At 75.6% G+C, this 15,933-nt stretch carries 10 protein-coding genes and 1 pseudogene; 2 read left to right on the top strand and 9 right to left on the bottom strand.

The genetic code is table 11. From position 1 onward, the window contains the following. From ABD317_RS22120 to ABD317_RS22135, 4 genes are all read right to left on the bottom strand, one after another. On the bottom strand, positions 1-2,538 hold a 2,538-nt coding region (locus ABD317_RS22120), incomplete at its 3' end, for an ATP-dependent helicase (RefSeq protein WP_344291680.1). A gap of 108 nt (positions 2,539-2,646) precedes the next feature. Continuing rightward, the gene (locus ABD317_RS22125; RefSeq protein ID WP_344291681.1) at positions 2,647-3,360 is read right to left on the bottom strand and encodes a hypothetical protein; all 714 of its coding nucleotides are present in this window, start codon (positions 3,358-3,360) and stop codon (positions 2,647-2,649) included. A gap of 114 nt (positions 3,361-3,474) precedes the next feature. Continuing rightward, on the bottom strand, positions 3,475-6,933 hold the full coding sequence (locus tag ABD317_RS22130) for an ATP-dependent helicase (protein WP_425582408.1): 3,459 nt from the start codon (positions 6,931-6,933) through the stop codon (positions 3,475-3,477). Positions 6,934-7,035: 102 nt separating this feature from the next. Further along, complete coding sequence (locus tag ABD317_RS22135; protein WP_344291682.1) at positions 7,036-7,413, bottom strand: MGMT family protein; 378 nt, start codon at positions 7,411-7,413, stop codon at positions 7,036-7,038. Positions 7,414-7,574: 161 nt separating this feature from the next. Here ABD317_RS22135 and ABD317_RS22140 point away from each other — a divergent pair, with 161 nt between their 5' ends. After that, positions 7,575-10,268 (top strand): lysylphosphatidylglycerol synthase transmembrane domain-containing protein, encoded by a 2,694-nt coding sequence (locus tag ABD317_RS22140; RefSeq protein ID WP_344291683.1) that lies wholly within the window; start codon positions 7,575-7,577, stop codon positions 10,266-10,268. A gap of 72 nt (positions 10,269-10,340) precedes the next feature. Here the strand turns inward: ABD317_RS22140 and ABD317_RS22145 are convergent, their stop codons facing one another. Beyond that, a complete protein-coding gene (locus ABD317_RS22145) occupies positions 10,341-10,616 on the bottom strand; it encodes a YciI family protein (RefSeq protein WP_027754031.1) in 276 nt (91 codons plus the stop codon). 128 nt (positions 10,617-10,744) lie between these two features. On the opposite strand from ABD317_RS22145, the gene ABD317_RS22150 reads away from it, so the two are divergent. Further along, positions 10,745-12,319: an alpha/beta hydrolase gene (locus tag ABD317_RS22150; protein ID WP_344291684.1), complete on the top strand. Its 1,575-nt coding sequence runs from the start codon at positions 10,745-10,747 to the stop codon at positions 12,317-12,319. A 68-nt stretch (positions 12,320-12,387) separates the two neighbouring features. Here ABD317_RS22150 and moeZ read toward each other — a convergent pair whose 3' ends face one another. From moeZ to ABD317_RS22170, 4 genes and pseudogenes are all read right to left on the bottom strand, one after another. Next, entirely contained in the window at positions 12,388-13,566 is a 1,179-nt protein-coding gene (gene moeZ, locus ABD317_RS22155) for an adenylyltransferase/sulfurtransferase MoeZ (protein ID WP_344291685.1), read from the bottom strand. A 61-nt stretch (positions 13,567-13,627) separates the two neighbouring features. After that, positions 13,628-14,452: a spherulation-specific family 4 protein gene (locus ABD317_RS22160; RefSeq protein WP_344291686.1), complete on the bottom strand. Its 825-nt coding sequence runs from the start codon at positions 14,450-14,452 to the stop codon at positions 13,628-13,630. Then, a complete protein-coding gene (locus tag ABD317_RS22165; protein ID WP_344291687.1) occupies positions 14,440-15,507 on the bottom strand; it encodes an SDR family oxidoreductase in 1,068 nt (355 codons plus the stop codon). Before ABD317_RS22165 ends, ABD317_RS22160 begins: the two co-directional genes overlap by 13 nt. Further along, positions 15,504-15,933 (bottom strand): annotated as a pseudogene (locus ABD317_RS22170) (hypothetical protein); the annotation flags it as partial. The gene ABD317_RS22165 and the pseudogene ABD317_RS22170, both read right to left, overlap by 4 nt.

Here is a 15,933-nt window from a genome sequence, read left to right on the forward strand (position 1 = left end):
CGCCTCGCGGCGGCGGGCCGTCGCCGCCGGGTCGAGCGGCAGCGGCCAGGCGCGTTCCGCCGCGTGCGCCGCCAGGGCCGGGTTCTCCGCCTCCTCCGGCGGTTCCGGCGCCCACGCCTCCACCTCCCCGCCGCCGCGCTCGCAGTGCTCCCGCAGCGCGTGCAGGAACGCCGACGGGCCCCGCGCCTCCTTCTGCGTCCGCCCCCACCAGTGCCCCGAGCCGAGGAGCAGCGACCGCGGCCGGGTCACCGTCACGTACCCGAGGCGCAGCTCCTCCACCTCCTGGTGCTCCCGCATCGCCGCCTTGAAGTCCTTCAGCCCGCGCGCCGTCCACTCCCCCACGTCCGGCAGCGTCTCCGCGTCGCCCCGCAGCGCGTGCGGCAGCACCCTGCCCTGCGTGACCCAGGACTCGCGCGGCTGCCGGCTCGGGAAGTGCTTCTCCACCAGCCCCGGCACCACCACGACGTCCCACTCCAGGCCCTTCGCCTTGTGCGCCGTGAGCACCTTGACCGTGTCCCGCCCGTCGCCCGGCAGCGAGCTGTCGAGGCCCTTCTCGTACTGGGCGGCCGTCCGCAGGAAGCCGAGGAACGCCAGCAGCGTCGCCTCCCCGTCGAGCGCCGCGGAGGCCGCGTAGTCGGCGGCGACGTCGAGGAAGCGCGCCAGCGTCTCGCGCCGCCGGGCCGCCAGCGCGTGCGGCGAGGCGGACAGCTCGACCTCAAGACCGGTGGCGCCGAGGACCCGGTGCAGCACGTCCATCAGCGGGTCCGCCAGCGACCGCCGCAGCTCCCGCAGCTCGGTGGCCAGCCGGGCGAACCGCCGGCGCGCCGCCGCGCTGAACGGCAGCCCGTCGTCAGCCTGCCGGGCCTCCAGGAACGTGTCCAGCGCGTCGGCCAGCGACGCCACCTCCGCCGGGTCGACGCCCTCGACGGCCTGCGCCAGCCGCTCGTCGGCGTCCGGTGCGCCGTCCGTACCGGCCGTGGCGACCAGCAGGCGCGCGCGGCGGCCCAGCAGCGCCAGGTCGCGGGCGCCGATCCGCCACCGCGGGCCGGTCAGGAGGCGTACGAGCGCGGCGTTGGCGGTGGGGTCCTGCAGCACCTCGCACATCGCCACCAGGTCCGCGACCTCCGGCAGGTCCAGCAGCCCGGCGAGCCCCACGACCTCCACGGGCACGTCCCGGTCGACCAGCGCCGCCTGGATGTCGCCGAAGTCGCCGGCGGTGCGGCACAGCACGGCGATCTCGCCGGGGGCCGTGCCCGTACGCACCAGGTGCGCCACGGAGTCCGCCAGCCACGCCAGCTCCTCCCCGTACGTCGGCAGCAGCGCGCAGCGCACCGTGCCGTGCCGCTCCGCGCCGGCCGCGGGGCGCAGCGCCGCGACGCCGACGTGGCGTTCGCGCAGCGGGGCGGCGAGGCCGTTGGCGAGGTCGAGGAGGCGGCCGCCGCTGCGCCGGTTCTCGCCGAGGGCCTGGCGGCTGGCGGGGCGGCCGTCGGCGTGCGGGAAGTGGGCGGGGAAGTCGTCGAGGTTGGCGACGGACGCGCCGCGCCAGCCGTAGATCGCCTGGCAGGGGTCGCCGAGGCCGGTCACCGGGTGGCCGGTGCCGCCGCCGGAGCCGCCGAACAGCGCGGCGAGCAGCCGCCGCTGGGCGACGGACGTGTCCTGGTACTCGTCGAGCAGCACCACCCGGCACTCCTCGCGCAGCTGCCGTCCCACCGCCGGGTGGCCCTCCGCGAGGAGCGCGGAGTGGGCGATCTGGTCGCCGAAGTCGAGCAGGTCGCGGCGGCGCTTCTCGCCCCGGTAGGCCCGTACGAGCTGCAGCAGCTCCAGCCGGGCCAGCGCGGCCCGGGGGGCCTTGCGCAGCTCGTCGTTGGTGAGCCGGACGCGGTCCAGCTCGGCGAGCTGGGCGGCGCCGAAGTCCGCCAGCGCGTCCGGGTCCACGAGGTGTTCGGCCAGCTCGGCGTCGAGCGCGAGGAGTTCGCTGACGAGCGCCGGGAGAGACTTCGTCAGTGCCGGGTACGGGCCGGGGGCGGTGCGCAGGACGTGGGCGGCCAGCTGGTAGCGGGTGGCGTCGGCGAGGAGGCGGGCGCCGGGTTCGAGCCCGACGCGCAGGCCGTGGTCCTGGAGCAGCTGGCCGGCGAAGGCGTGGTACGTGGAGATCCGCGGCTCGCCGGGCTCCGCGGAGCCGTCGCCCGGTGCCCCCTCGCCCGGCGCCCCTCCGCCGTACGCCCCGACCGTACCCGCTCCCGCGGCCCCGTCCGGCGGCGTGACCCCCGCCTGCGCCAGCGCCCGGCGCACCCGCTCCGCCAGCTCCGCCGCCGCCTTGTTCGTGAACGTCAGGCCCAGCACCTGCTCCGGCGCCACCTGCCCGGTGCCGACCAGCCACACCACCCGGGCCGCCATCACCGTCGTCTTGCCGGAGCCCGCCCCCGCCACGATGACCTGCGGGGCGGGCGGTGCGGTGATGCACGCCGTCTGCTCCGCGGTGAAGGGGATCCCGAGGAGCTCCTTGAGCTGATCGGGGTGGGAGATACGGGCCGGCATCCCAGCGAGCGTAGCGGCGCCCGCCGACAGCCGGGGCCGTCCGGCCGTCGGCGGGCGCACGGGACGCGGGATGCGCTACGGGGCGTACGCGCCCGTGTCCGGGCGGTCTCAGCCGCCGAGTTCGTTCAGGTTGATCGCGTCGGCCGGCGCCTGGACGTCCACCTTCTCGTTGAACTCCGAGAACTCCGCCGAGCCCGGCTCGTCCCCGCCTTCGCTCTCCATCTTGAGGATGTACGGCTCGCCTTCCGTGGCGACGTGCACGGTCGTGGTCTCGCCGTCCTCCTTCGCGACCAGCGTGATGGTCGGGGTGCCCCGCACCTCGCCCTCGTCACCCTTCTCGGTCTTCTCCTTCTTGTCGCCCTTGTCCTCTTCGCCCAGTTCCTTGAGGAGCGCGTCGAGGTCGCAGAAGGACGCGAAGTCGTCGTCCCCGCCGCTGCCCGCCTCCACCCAGCGGTCGCCGACCATCCCCTGGATGAGCTGCGCCTGCTCCGAGCTGCCGGCGTTCTGCTCCCAGAACTTGGCGTCCGGCTTCATGTACGACGTGCCGTCGACGCGCAGCACCTCCGCGTTGGCACCCTCCAGGGTCATGGTGCCCTTGCACTCACCGCTCTTGGTCATCGACAGGTTCGCGGCAATCTCCTGGGCCCCGGTCTGCTTGAAGTCCAGGGTCATGGACTTGGCGGAACGCATGGCCGCCACCGTCTCGTCCTTGATCTCCTCGGCCGACTTGCCCGCAAGACCGTCGTCCTCGCTGCCGCAGGCCGACAGAACCGTCACACCCAGGGCCGAGACCAGAGCCGCTGCCACCACGCTCTTCCGCACGTTCGTTCCTTACTCGCTGTTTACGTCTGACCGATTGGTCATACGACCACATACGAGTCCCACCTGTCACACCGGGTCTCACAGTGCGGTCCTCGCGCGACCGTCCCCGCCGCCTCACTCGACGACGTGCCGGCCCTCCGGGCGGGCGCTGCACGAGCTGCGGAAAGCACACTGCGCGCAGTGGTCGCCGGGCGTCGGGCCGAAGCGCTCGTCCAGCACCCGGGCGGCGGCGGTCGCCAGCAGCCGGGGCACCCAGTCGCCCTCCGGCGGCGGCTGCCGCTGCACCTTGGGCAGCGCGTCGCCGCCCTCCCGGACGGGCGCCCCGATCCGCAGGTGCACCAGCTCCGCGCCGCCCGGCACGGTGCGCTCGGCGCCGGCCGCGCCCTCGGCGACCGCGGCCTGGTACACGGCGAGCTGGGCGTGCTCGGCCACCTCCGGGCCGGTCGGCCGGGACTTGCCGGTCTTGAAGTCGACGACGTACGCGCGGCCTTCGTCGTCCTCCTCGACGCGGTCCATGGTGCCCTTGATCTGCACCTCGTACGTGCCGGCCTTCAGCGTGACGTCGAAGTCCCGCTCGCTGGCCACCGGCCGGCGGCCCCGCTCCAGCACGTGCCAGCGCAGAAAGCGCTCCAGGGCCGCGCGGGCGTTCCCCTTCTCCTGCGCGGACTTCCACGGCGCGTCGAAGGCGAGGCCGTCCCAGACGCCGTCGAGGCGCTCCATGAGCGCGTCGAGGTCGGCGGGGGTGCGACCGGCGGCGACCTCGTCGGCGAGGGCGTGCACGACGAGGCCGAAGCCCTGGGCGGCGGAGGCCGGTTCCCCGGCGCGCACCTCGCGGCCGAGGAACCACTGCAGGGCGCAGGTGTCGACCAGCTGCCCCACGGCGCTGCCGGAGAGCGCGACGGGCTGGTCGCGGTCGCGCAGCGGAACCGCGTTCTCCGTCGGCTCCGCCAGGCCCCACCAGCGGTCCGGACGGGCGGCGGGCACCAGCGGACGGCCGTCGTCCGCCGGCGCCGCCAGCCGGGCCAGCCGCTCCGCGGCGGCGTCCCGCAGGGCGTCGGACGCCTCGGGGTCGACGGTCGTCGCGCGCAGCTCGGCGACCATCGCGGCGACGGACAGCGGGCGGCGCGGCCGGCCGGTGACGTCCCGGGGGTCGACGCCCAGCTCGGCCAGGAACCGCGACGGCTGGTCGCCGTCCTCCGCCGGCGCCTTCACGGCGGTCACGACGAGCCGTTCGCGCGCGCGGGTGGCGGCGACGTAGAACAGCCGGCGCTCCTCGGCGAGGATCGCGCCGGGCGGCAGCGGCTCGGCCAGGCCGTCCCGCCCGATGCGGTCCGCCTCCAGCAGGGAGCCACGGCGGCGCAGGTCGGGCCAGAGGCCCTCCTGGACCTGGGCGACGACGACGAGCCGCCACTCCAGGCCCTTCGCGCGGTGCGCGGTCATGAGGCGTACGGCGTCGGGGCCGGCCGGGCCGCCCGGGCCCGCGTCGGCACGGCGGGTGAGGACGTCGGCCGCGATGTCCTGCGCCTGCAGCTCGTCGAGGAAGTTGAGGGCGCCGCGGCCGCCGGTGCGGTCCTCGGCGCGGGCGGCGGTCTCGAAGAGGGCGCAGACGGCGTCGAGGTCGCGGGCCGCGACCCAGCCGCCGGTGCCGCCGCGGGCGGCGGCGCGGTCCAGCCGGTCGGGCCAGGGGGTGCCGTCCCACAGCTCCCACAGCGCGGCCTCGGCGGTGCCGCCGCGGGCGAGCAGGTCGCGGGTCCCGCGCAGGAGCACGCCGAGGCGGCGGGCGCCGGTGGCGTAGGTGCGGTCGTGGGCGACGAGGCGCGCCGGCTCCGCGAGGGCCTCCGCGAGGAGCACGTCGGAGGGGCGCGGGACGGAGCGGCCGGCGGCGCGCTCCTCCTCGCGGAGGGCGCGGCCGAGGCGGCGCAGGTCGGCGGCGTCCATGCCGCCGAGGGGGGAGGCGAGGAGGGAGAGGGCGACGTCGGGGGGGATCCAGGGGCCGGGTGCGGGGGTTTCCCGGGTGTCGGTCGTGGTCGCGGGGGGGCTTTGGGGCTGTTCGTCGGCGGGTGCGGGGGTGGTGGTGCGCGCGTCGGGGCTCGTCCCCGGTTCGGGTGGCGCGGTTTCCGGCGCGCCGGTCGACGGCGCCTCCGGCGCCGGGTCTCCCGCCCGTCCGCCCGTTGCCGGCGTACGCGCGGTCGCCGGGCCGGTCCGCTCCTCGGGGACGGCCGGCGCCGGGGTCGCCGCCACCCGCAGGGCCGTCAGCAGGGGCTGCACCGCCGGTTCGTGGCGGAGCGGCAGGTCGTCGCCCGCCACGTGCAGCGGCACCCCCGCCGACGTCAGGGCGCGGCGGACCGACGGGATCGTGCGGGCGCCGGCGCGGACCAGGACCGCCATCTCGCGCCAGGGGACGCCGTCTTCCAGGTGCGCGCGGCGCAGGATGTCGGCGATGTTGCCGAGTTCGCCGCTCGCCGTCGGGTACGTGTACGCCTCGACCCGCCCGCCGTCGTGCGGCGACGCCAGCGCCCGGTGGGCCCGTACCGCCGCCGACGGCAGCCGCGGCAGCGGCATCCGGCGGGTGAGGAGCCGCGTCGCCTCCAGCAGCCGCGCGCCCGAGCGCCGTGACGTGCCGAGGACCGCGACCGGCGCCGGCCGGCCGTCCGGCCGGGGGAAGACCTCCGGGAAGGTGAGGATCCCCCCGACGTCCGCGCCCCGGAAGGCGTAGATCGACTGGTCGGGGTCGCCGAAGGCGACCAGCGTCCGGCCGCCGCCCGCGAGCGCCCGCAGCAGCCGCACCTGCGCCGCGTCGGTGTCCTGGTACTCGTCGACGAACACCGCGTCGTACCGGCCGGCCAGCTCCGCCGCCACCCGCTCGGTCTCGGCCAGGAGCACCGCCCGGTGCACCAGCTCCGCGTAGTCCAGCACGCCCTGCATGTCGAGCACGTCCAGGTACTCGGCGAGGAACCCCCCCGCCGCCGCCCAGTCGGGCCGGCCGGCCGCCGCCGCGAACCGGTCCAGGGCCGCCGGGCCAAGACCCAGCTCCCGGCTGCGTGCCAGCACCGCCCGCACCTCGTCCGCGAAGCCGCGCGTCGTCAGGCAGGCCCGCAGCTCGTCCGGCCAGGACACCCGCGCCCGCGCGCCGTCCTCGTCGTGGCCGGCGAGCAGCTCCCGCACGACGACGTCCTGCTCCGGCCCGGAGAGCAGCCGCAGCGGCTCGACGAACATGTCCGCGTCCTGGTGCGCCCGCACCAGCGCGTAGCAGTACGAGTGGAACGTGCTGGCCTGCGGCGCCCGCGCGCCGTCCAGCCGGGCCGCCATCCGGTCGCGCAGCTCCACCGCCGCCTTGCGGCTGAACGTCAGCACGAGGATCCGCTCGGGGTCCGCGCCGCGCCTGATCCGCTCGGTGACGGCCTCCACCAGGGTGGTGGTCTTGCCCGTGCCCGGCCCGGCGAGCACGAGCAGCGGTCCGTCGCCGTGCTCAACCACCGAGCGCTGCCGCGCGTCCGGCACAGGGGGGACCGGCCGCACGGGCGGGGTGCGGACGAGCCGGTAGGCCGGGGAGGGGACGGACAGAGTGCTCACATGTATCGCCGCGGTAAGGGGTCGGGATTCAGGTGCCGGTTGCCGAACCGTACTCCGTACGGGCGGCGGCCCGGGCCGTTTGGGCGCCGGTGTCGGAAGCTGTCAGATATGACCCTCGACACCGTCGCCGCTGCCGTCCCAGCGGGCCCGGCGGATGTCGATGCGCTGCTCGCCGGCGGCGGTGGCGCGCAGCGGCGTGCCCTCCGTGCGGTAGTGCTCCAGGGCTTCGCGCTCGTGGCCGGGCAGCGGCCGGCCGTCCGCGCGCACCACGCGCCACCAGGGCACGGCGCTCCCGTAGAGCGCCATCACCCGGCCCACCTGGCGCGGCCCGCCGCGGCCTGTGAACTCCGCCACGTCCCCGTACGTCATCACCTGCCCCGGCGGGATGCGCTCTGCCACGGAGAGCACCCGGTCCGCATACTCGTCGAGGAGGGCCGCGTCGGGTGCGGGGATGCCTGCCGAGGGTGTCGCGTCGTCCATCCGCCCCATCCTGCCGCAGACCGCCGACAGTCCGGGGCGGCGACCGGCGGCGGGTACACCGCCGGCAAGCACACCCGGATGCGACCATCGGAGACATGCTCGTGCCACCATCGTGCGGGCGGTGACTGGTGATACGAGACGAAGACGGGACAACTCAGGGCATGCGGCGCGACCCCGCGGCCGAGCCTCCGCCGGCAGAGCCGGCCACGGAGGCGCAGAGCCCTGCCCGCCGGACCGCCGGGAACGGTGACGAGGGGGGTGCGCACGACCGCCGGGCGCCGCGCACGCACCACGACGCCCGCCGCCGGTCCGCCCCCGGGCCCCTTGAGGGGGACGACCCCCTCCTCCCGGCCCGGGTGCACCGCCCCTCCGACCTCATCCGGCTGCTCCTGGGCATCGTCGGCATCGCCGCCGTCCTCGGCCTCGCCGCCGTCGCGCACGCCACCACCGAGGGCCTGGAGGAGGACATCACCAAGGGCGCCGAGTACACGCCCTCGTTCGTCGTCACCCTCGGCGGCCTGACCTCCAGCATCGCCGTCCTCATCGTGCCGGTGGCGTTCGCCGTCGAACGGCTCGTCAAGCGCGACGGCCTGCGCGTCGCCGACGGCGTGCTCGCCGCCGTCCTCGCGCACGGCGCCGGGCTCGCCGTCTCCCTCTGGGTCTCCGAGGGCGCGCCGGACTCCGTGCAGGGGGCGCTGACGCAGATCGCCCGCGACGGCGAGCGCACCGATCCCGTACACGGATATCTCGCCCCGGTCATCGCGTACATGACCGCCGTCGGCATGTCCCGGCACGGCCGCTGGCGCGTGCTGATGTGGACGGTCCTGGGCCTCGACGCCCTCACGGTGCTCGTCGGCGGGTACACCACCCCGTTCGCCATCCTGCTCACCGTCCTCATCGGCTGGACCGTCGCCTACGGCACGATGTACGCGCTCGGCTCCCCCAACGTCCGCCCCACCGGCCGCAACCTCCTCGCGGGCATGCGCCGGGTCGGCTTCCGCCCGGTCAGCGCGCTGGTGCCGGAGGAGCAGCCGGACCTGGAGAGCGACGGCCGCGGCCGGCGCTTCGTCGTCACCCTGGAGGACGGCCCGCCGCTGGACGTCACCGTCGTCGACCGCGAGCAGCAGGCCCAGGGCTTCTTCTACCGCGCCTGGCGCCGCCTGTCGCTGCGCGGGGTCTACCAGCGGCGCAGCATGCAGTCGCTGCGGCAGGCGCTGGAGCAGGAGGCGCTGCTGTCGTACGCCGCGATCGCCGCCGGCGCCAACGCGCCCAAGCTCATCGCCACCTCCGACCTCGGCCCGGACGCGGTCATGCTCGTCTACGAGCACACCGGCGGCCGGCCGCTGGACACCGTCTCGGACGCGGCCCTCACCGACCGGCTCATGCGCGAGAGCTGGCGGCAGGTCGAGGCGCTGCAGTCGCGCCGCATCGCGCACCGCCGGCTGAACGGCGACGCCGTGCTGGTGACCCCCGCGGGCGAGGTGGTCCTCACCGACATGAGCGGCGGCGAGATCGCCGCGGGCGACGTCGTGCTGCGCATGGACATCGCCCAGCTGCTCACCACCTTCGCGCTGCGCGTCGGCGCCGAGCGGGCGGTGACGGCGGCGGTGGAGGTGCTCGGCCCGGACGCGGTCGCCGACGCCCTGCCGCTGCTGCAGCCGATCGCGCTGACCCGGGACACCCGGGCGGAGCTGCGCCGGCTCTCCCGCGAGCGGGCGGCGCGCGAGCGCGAGGCGGTCATCGAGGCGTCGCGGTCGCGCAGGCACCCGGAGGAGGCCGGGGACCGCAAGAGCAAGCGGGCCGCCAAGCAGGCGGAGAAGCGGGCGATCGAGGGCGCCCTGGAGGAGGCCCGCGAGGAGGACGTGCTCACCCAGATCCGCCACCACGTGCTGCGGATAAGGCCGCAGGCGCCGGTGGAGCCGGTGCGGATCGAGCGGATCCGGCCGCGCACGCTCGTCAGCATCATCGCGGGCGTCTTCGCCGCGTACTTCCTGCTGACGCAGCTGACCCACGTCCAGGTGGACGACGTGCTGGCGCAGGCGAACTGGCGCTGGGCGGCGCTGGCCGCGCTCTTCTCCGCCGCCACCTACCTCGCCGCCGCGCTGTCGCTGCTGGGCTTCGTCCCCGAGCGGGTGCCGTACGGGCGCACGGTGCTGGCGCAGGTCGCCGCCTCGTTCGTCAAGCTGGTCGCCCCGGCGGCGGTCGGCGGGGTGGCGATCAACACCCGGTTCCTGCAGAAGTCGGGGGTGCGCCCCGGCCTGGCGGTGGCCAGCGTCGGCGCGTCGCAGCTCTTCGGGCTCGGCAGCCACGTCCTGCTGCTGCTCACCTTCGGCTATCTGACGGGGACGGAGCGGACGCCGTCGCTGTCCCCGTCCCGCACGGTCATCGCCGGGCTGCTCGCGGCCGCGGTGCTGGCCCTGATCATCACCGCCGTGCCGTTCCTGCGGAAGGCCGTGGTGTCGCGGATCCGGTCGCTGTTCGCGGGCGTGGTGCCGCGCATGCTGGACGTGCTGCAGCGCCCGCAGAAGCTGGCGGCGGGCATCGGCGGCATGGTGCTGATGACGCTGTCGTTCGTGCTCTGCCTGGACGCCTCGGTACGGGCCTTCGGCGGCGACCTCAGCTTCGCGAGCGTCGCCGTCGTCTTCCTCGCCGGCAACGCGCTGGGCTCGGCGGCGCCGACGCCGGGCGGCGTGGGCGCGGTGGAGCTGGCGCTCACGGCGGGTCTGACGGCGGTGGGGATGCCGAGCGACACGGCGCTGTCGGCGGTGCTGCTGTTCCGGCTGCTGACGTTCTGGATGCCGGTCCTGCCCGGCTGGCTGTCGTTCACGCACCTGACCCGCAAGGGCGCGCTGTAGCGGGCGCGGGGCGCCGCGGCGGCCGGGCGGGGGGGGAGCGCCGCCGCCCGGGCCGGAGGCTCCGGCGGCGCGTTACAGGTCGACGACGCGCCAGGGGCGGATGCTCCAGCTGTCCACCAGCCCGTTCGCCACGTACGGGTCCTTCCTCACGAACTCCTCGGCGGGCGCCGGGTCGTCGGTCTGCCAGACGATCAGGCCGCGCGGCGGGGCCTCCGTCATCGCGCCGGCCATGAGGATGTCGCCGCGCCGGTGGCACTCGCGGATCAGGTCGAGGTGGGCCTGCCGGTGGGCGTCCCGGCGCTCCAGGTAGTCGTCGACGTAGGCGTAGTCGAGGACGTAGTAGGACACGCGGCCTCCCTGGTGGCGGGGGTGAACGGTACGGGACCACCGTACTCACCCGTACGCCCCGCGCAGCGCGCGACGGCCCGCGGGCCGCCGGACGATGGCAGTCCCACCGCCGACACCGGGGAGCCGCCGTGCGGGTCACCAGGCTGACCACCGCCGTCACCGCCGCCACCGCCGTCCTGCTGACCTCCGTGGCCGCGGGCGGGTGCGGCATCGCGGCGTCCTCCGACAGCCTGGCCGACCGGGAGGACGGCCAGGCGGGCGCCGGAATCGACTGGGAGGCGTGCAAGAACCTCCCCGCGCCCGCGCCGGGGGCGCCGGCCGCCGACATCGACTGGCAGTGCGGCACGCTCGACGTGCCGCTCGACCACGGCAGGCCGGACGGCGAGAAGACCGGCATCGCCATGATCCGCGCCGCGGCCACCGGGCCGCGGTCGGAGCGCATCGGCTCGCTGCTGTTCAACTTCGGCGGCCCGGGCGGCTCCGGCATCGACACCCTCCCGGGCCTCGCCGGCCAGTACAAGACGCTGCACAAGCGCTACGACCTCGTCAGCTTCGACCCCCGCGGGGTCGGCCGCAGCGAGGGTGTGCGCTGCCTCGACGACCGCGACCTCGACGCCTACTTCGCCGCCGACAACACCCCCGACGACAAGGCCGAGGAGAAGGCGTACCTCGGCCGGATCCACGACTTCGCCGCCGCCTGCGAGAAGAAGTCCGGCCGGATCCTGCCGCACGTCGGCACCGAGAACGCCGCCCGCGACATGGACCGCATGCGCGCCGCGCTCGGCGACGACAAGATGCACTACTTCGGCATCTCGTACGGCACCGAACTGGGCGCCGTCTACGCCCACCTGTTCCCGAAGCGGGTCGGCCGGGCCGTGCTCGACAGCCCGGTGGACCCGACGCAGGACAGCGCCGAGCTGTCGCTGGCGCAGGCGAAGGGCTTCCAGCGGGCGCTGGAGAACTACGCCGAGGACTGCGCGCGGCAGGGCGGGGACTGCCCCCTCGGCGACCGCTCGGACGGCGGCTCGGACGACGGCCCGGCCGCCACCGACGACGTCGCCGACCTGCTGGGGCGGCTGGACGGCAAGCCCGTCCCGGGCGCCTCGGGCCGCGACCTGACGGAGTCGCTGGCGACCGGGGGCATCGCGCAGTCGCTCTACTCCAAGCAGCTGTGGCCGCTGCTGACGCAGGGGCTGCAGCAGGCGGAGGACGACGACGGCGCGACCCTGCTGCTCCTCGCCGACGCGCTCAACGGCCGCGATCCCGACGGGCACTACAACACGCTCCAGTCGTCCTTCCTCGCCATCAACTGCGCGGACACCCGGGACCGCTACTCGGCCGACGAGATCCGCGAGCGGCTGCCGGAGTTCCGCCGGGCGTCGCCGGTGTTCGGCGACTTCATGGCCTGGGGCATGGCGTCGTGCGACGGCTGGCCGGTGACGGGCGAGCGCTCGACGCCGGAGGTGAGCGCGGCGGGCGCCGACGAGATCCTGGTCGTCGGCACGACCGGCGACCCGGCGACGCCGTACGAGGGCACGCAGAAGATGGTCGACGCGCTGGGCGGCGACGTGGCGGTGAAGCTGACGCGCGTCGGCGAGGGGCACGGGGCGTACGGCAGCGGCAGCCGCTGCACGCAGCGGGCGGTCGACACCTACCTGCTGCGCGGCGAGACCCCGAAGAACGACACCACCTGCCGGAAGTAGGCGGCATACGCGCGCGTGCCGCCGCCGGAAGCCGCTCCGGCGGCGGCACGCACGTCGTCCGTCGTCCGTCAGTAGACGGGCTTCTCCGGCTCGATCTGGTTCACCCAGCCGACGACGCCGCCGCCGACGTGGACCGCGTCGGCGAAGCCCGCCGACTTCAGCACCGCGAGGACTTCCGCGGACCGGACACCCGTCTTGCAATGCAGGACGATCTTCTTGTCCTGCGGCAGCCCCTCCAGGGCGTTGCCCATCAGGAAGTCGTTCTTGGGGACCAGCCGGGCGCCGGGAATCGAGACGATCTCGTACTCGTTCGGCTCCCGGACGTCGATGACGTCGATGTCCTCGCCGTCGTCCATCCACTCCTTGAGCTGCTTCGGAGTGATCGTGGAGCCGGCCGCGGCCTCCTGCGCCTCGTCGGAGACGACGCCGCAGAACGCCTCGTAGTCGATCAGCTCGGTGACGGTCGGGTTCTCGCCGCAGACCGCGCAGTCCGGGTCCTTGCGGACCTTGACCTGGCGGTACTGCATCTCCAGGGCGTCGTAGATCATCAGCCGGCCGACCAGCGGGTCGCCGATGCCGGCGAGCAGCTTAATGGCCTCGTTGACCTGGATGGAGCCGACCGACGCGCACAGCACGCCCAGCACGCCGCCCTCGGCGCAGCTCGGCACCATGCCGGGCGGCGGGGGCTCGGGGTACAGGCAGCGGTAGCAGGGGCCGTGCTCGGCCCAGAAGACGGACGCCTGGCCGTCGAAGCGGTAGATGGAACCCCACACGTACGGCTTGCCGAGCAGCACGCAGGCGTCGTTGACCAGGTAGCGGGTGGCGAAGTTGTCCGTGCCGTCGACGATCAGGTCGTACTGCGCGAACATCTCCATGACGTTCGAGGAGTCGAGCCGCTCCTCGTGCAGCTGCACCGTCACGTACGGGTTGATGCCCAGGACAGTGTCGCGGGCGGACTCGGCCTTGGAGCGGCCGACGTCGGCCTGGCTGTGGATGATCTGGCGCTGCAGGTTCGACTCGTCGACCTCGTCGAACTCGACGATGCCGAGCGTGCCCACGCCCGCCGCGGCGAGGTACATCAGCGCGGGCGAGCCGAGGCCGCCGGCGCCGACACAGAGGACCTTGGCGTTCTTCAGCCGCTTCTGGCCGTCCATCCCGACGTCCGGGATGATCAGATGGCGCGAGTACCTGCGGACCTCGTCGACGGTCAGCTCGGATGCGGGCTCGACCAGCGGTGGCAGCGACACGGGGACTCCGTAAGCGTGTGAGAGCACAGTGGGTCTTCCGGTAACACTGCCACGCGCCCCCTCATTCCGAGACACCCTGTCCGAGACGCGAGACGAGGTCGTCCCAGTAGCCGGGCAGCGCCTCCCAGCCGGGGCGGTCGGTGAAGAACACCGAGGCCGCGCCCTGCCAGCGGGCGATGCGCAGGGCCTCCTCCAGATGCGTCGGCGGTACGCCGTGGACCAGGTGGCAGAACCGCTCTGCGGGGTACTCCGCGGTCCACTCGGCGACCTGCGACCAGCGGTAGCCCGTCCACGGGCCGGCGAAGGTGACGAGCTGGTCGGCGACCTCCGCGTAGCCGGGGTACGGGTGCGTGCCGATGCCGAGGACGACGTGGGCCCGCGGGGTCAGCGCGGCGAGCGCTGCCGCGGCGCGCCGGACCTCCGGCAGCCGGTCCCGGTCGGCGGGGCAGCGGCCGAGGTAGAAGCCGTCGACGCGGTACCACTCCAGGAACCGGTGCGCGTCGGAGACCAGTTCGCCGAAGGGGCGGCGGCCGTGGCGGAGGTCGAGGTGCCCGAGGACGCCCACCCGCGCGGACGTCAGCCGGCCCGCGGCCTCCAGGCAGTGCGGGTCGGGGCGGGCGCCGGGGCCGGCGGCGACGTCGAGGACCGTCCAGTGGACGGCTTCGGCGGCGGGGGGCCGGGTCAGTTCGCCCCACTCGACGGGCGCGACGAGGGGGTGCGCGTAGCCGGGGACGCCGAGGCGGAGGGGGGTCTCGGCCGGCTGCGGCGCGGGGCGGTGCAGGTCCTCGGGGGCGGGCGGGGCTCCCGGCCGGGTGCCCGCCGGGTCGTGCAGCACCGCGCCCGGGCCGGCCGGTGCGCCGGTCCCGTCAGCTCTCAGATGCGGCATGCCGCCTCCATCCAGATATCCGCAAGGCTCTCCTCGGTTCCGATCCGGGGCCGCCAGCCGAGGCGGTCCCGCGCCGTTCTGATGTCCGCCTGCTGCCAGGCTCCGCACCCGTCCGGATACGGATACGCCGCGGCGACCGCCGCCGGTTCCCCGCCGGGGCCGCCGTTCGGCCCGTGGCCGGGGCCGTGCCCGGGTGCGTGGCCGTGGCCCATGGCGTGGCCCGGCCCGTGGCCCATGCCGTGGCCGCCGTGCCCGAGGCCGTGGCCGGCGCCCGCGGGCTGCGGGATCCGGCCGGTCAGCGCCGTGTCGTACTCATGCAGCTGGCCGCCGTACCCCGCGATCCGCGCCAGCGCCGCCGCCGCGTCCCGCAGCCGCACCGCGCGCCCGCCGCCGATGTTCACCACGCCCTGCGCCGCCGACAGCGACGCGGCGTGCACCGCCCGCGCCACGTCCCGTACGTCCACGAAGTCCCGCTGCGCGCCGAGCCCGCCGAGCTTCAGCTCGCCGTCGCCCTGCTGCATCGCCCGGCGCAGCGCCTCCGCCAGCCGGCCCAGCGGCGAGCCCGCCGGGGTGCCGGGCCCCGCGGGCGAGAACACCCGCAGCACGATCGCGTCCAGACCGGAGCCGAGCACCAGCTCCGTCGCGGCCAGCTTGCTCACCCCGTACGGGCCGCCGGGGCGCGGCAGCGCGTCCTCCGCCGTCGACGAGCCGGCCGGCGACGGCCCGTACTCCGAAGCACAGCCGAGGTGCACCAGCCGCGCCGAGCAGCTGCTGCGCCGCATGGCCTCGCAGAGGGTGGCGACGGCGACGGTGTTGTGCCGGGTCAGGTCGCGGGCGCCGCCGCGGGTGGTGCCGGCGCAGTTGACGACGACGCCCGGGTGCACGGCGTCCAGGAACCGGGTCAGCGCGCCGGGGCTGCCGGAGGACAGGTCGAACCGCACGTCGGCGTCGTCGCCGCGGCCGAGCGCGGTGAGCTGGACGGCGGGGTCGGCGAGCAGGCGGTCGGCGACGTAGCGGCCGACGAAGCCGGTGCCGCCGATGAGCAGCACTCTCATCGCGGACCCCCCGCGGGCGAGGAGTGCGTGGCCAGGGGTGGTGCGGTCATGTCGTTGTGCTCCTTGCGATGAGCGGAGGCTCGGGTGAGTGCGCCGCCGGCGTACGCCAGCAGCGCGAGCGCGGCGGCGCCGCAGGCGACCGCCGGCACGGCGGCCAGGTCGAAGCCCGCGGAGCCGGCGACCAGCAGCTCGACCGGACGGCCGAGCACGGCCAGCCCGGGCACCCGGGCGGCCAGGACCAGCAGCAGCGCCGTGACCTGCGTAGCGCAGGCCGCGGCCAGGCCGTACGCGGCGGCCCGGGGGAAGCCGTGCACGGCGAGGAGCCGGGCGCGGAAGAGCAGCGCGCCGAGCGCCCCGGCGGCGGCGGCCGCGGCGGGGACGTCGCAGGCGTGGACGGGGGTGTCGGGGACGGCGGGCCGGGCGGTG

It is taken from the genome of Streptomyces synnematoformans, assembly GCF_039531005.1.
Classification (GTDB): domain Bacteria; phylum Actinomycetota; class Actinomycetes; order Streptomycetales; family Streptomycetaceae; genus Streptomyces; species Streptomyces synnematoformans.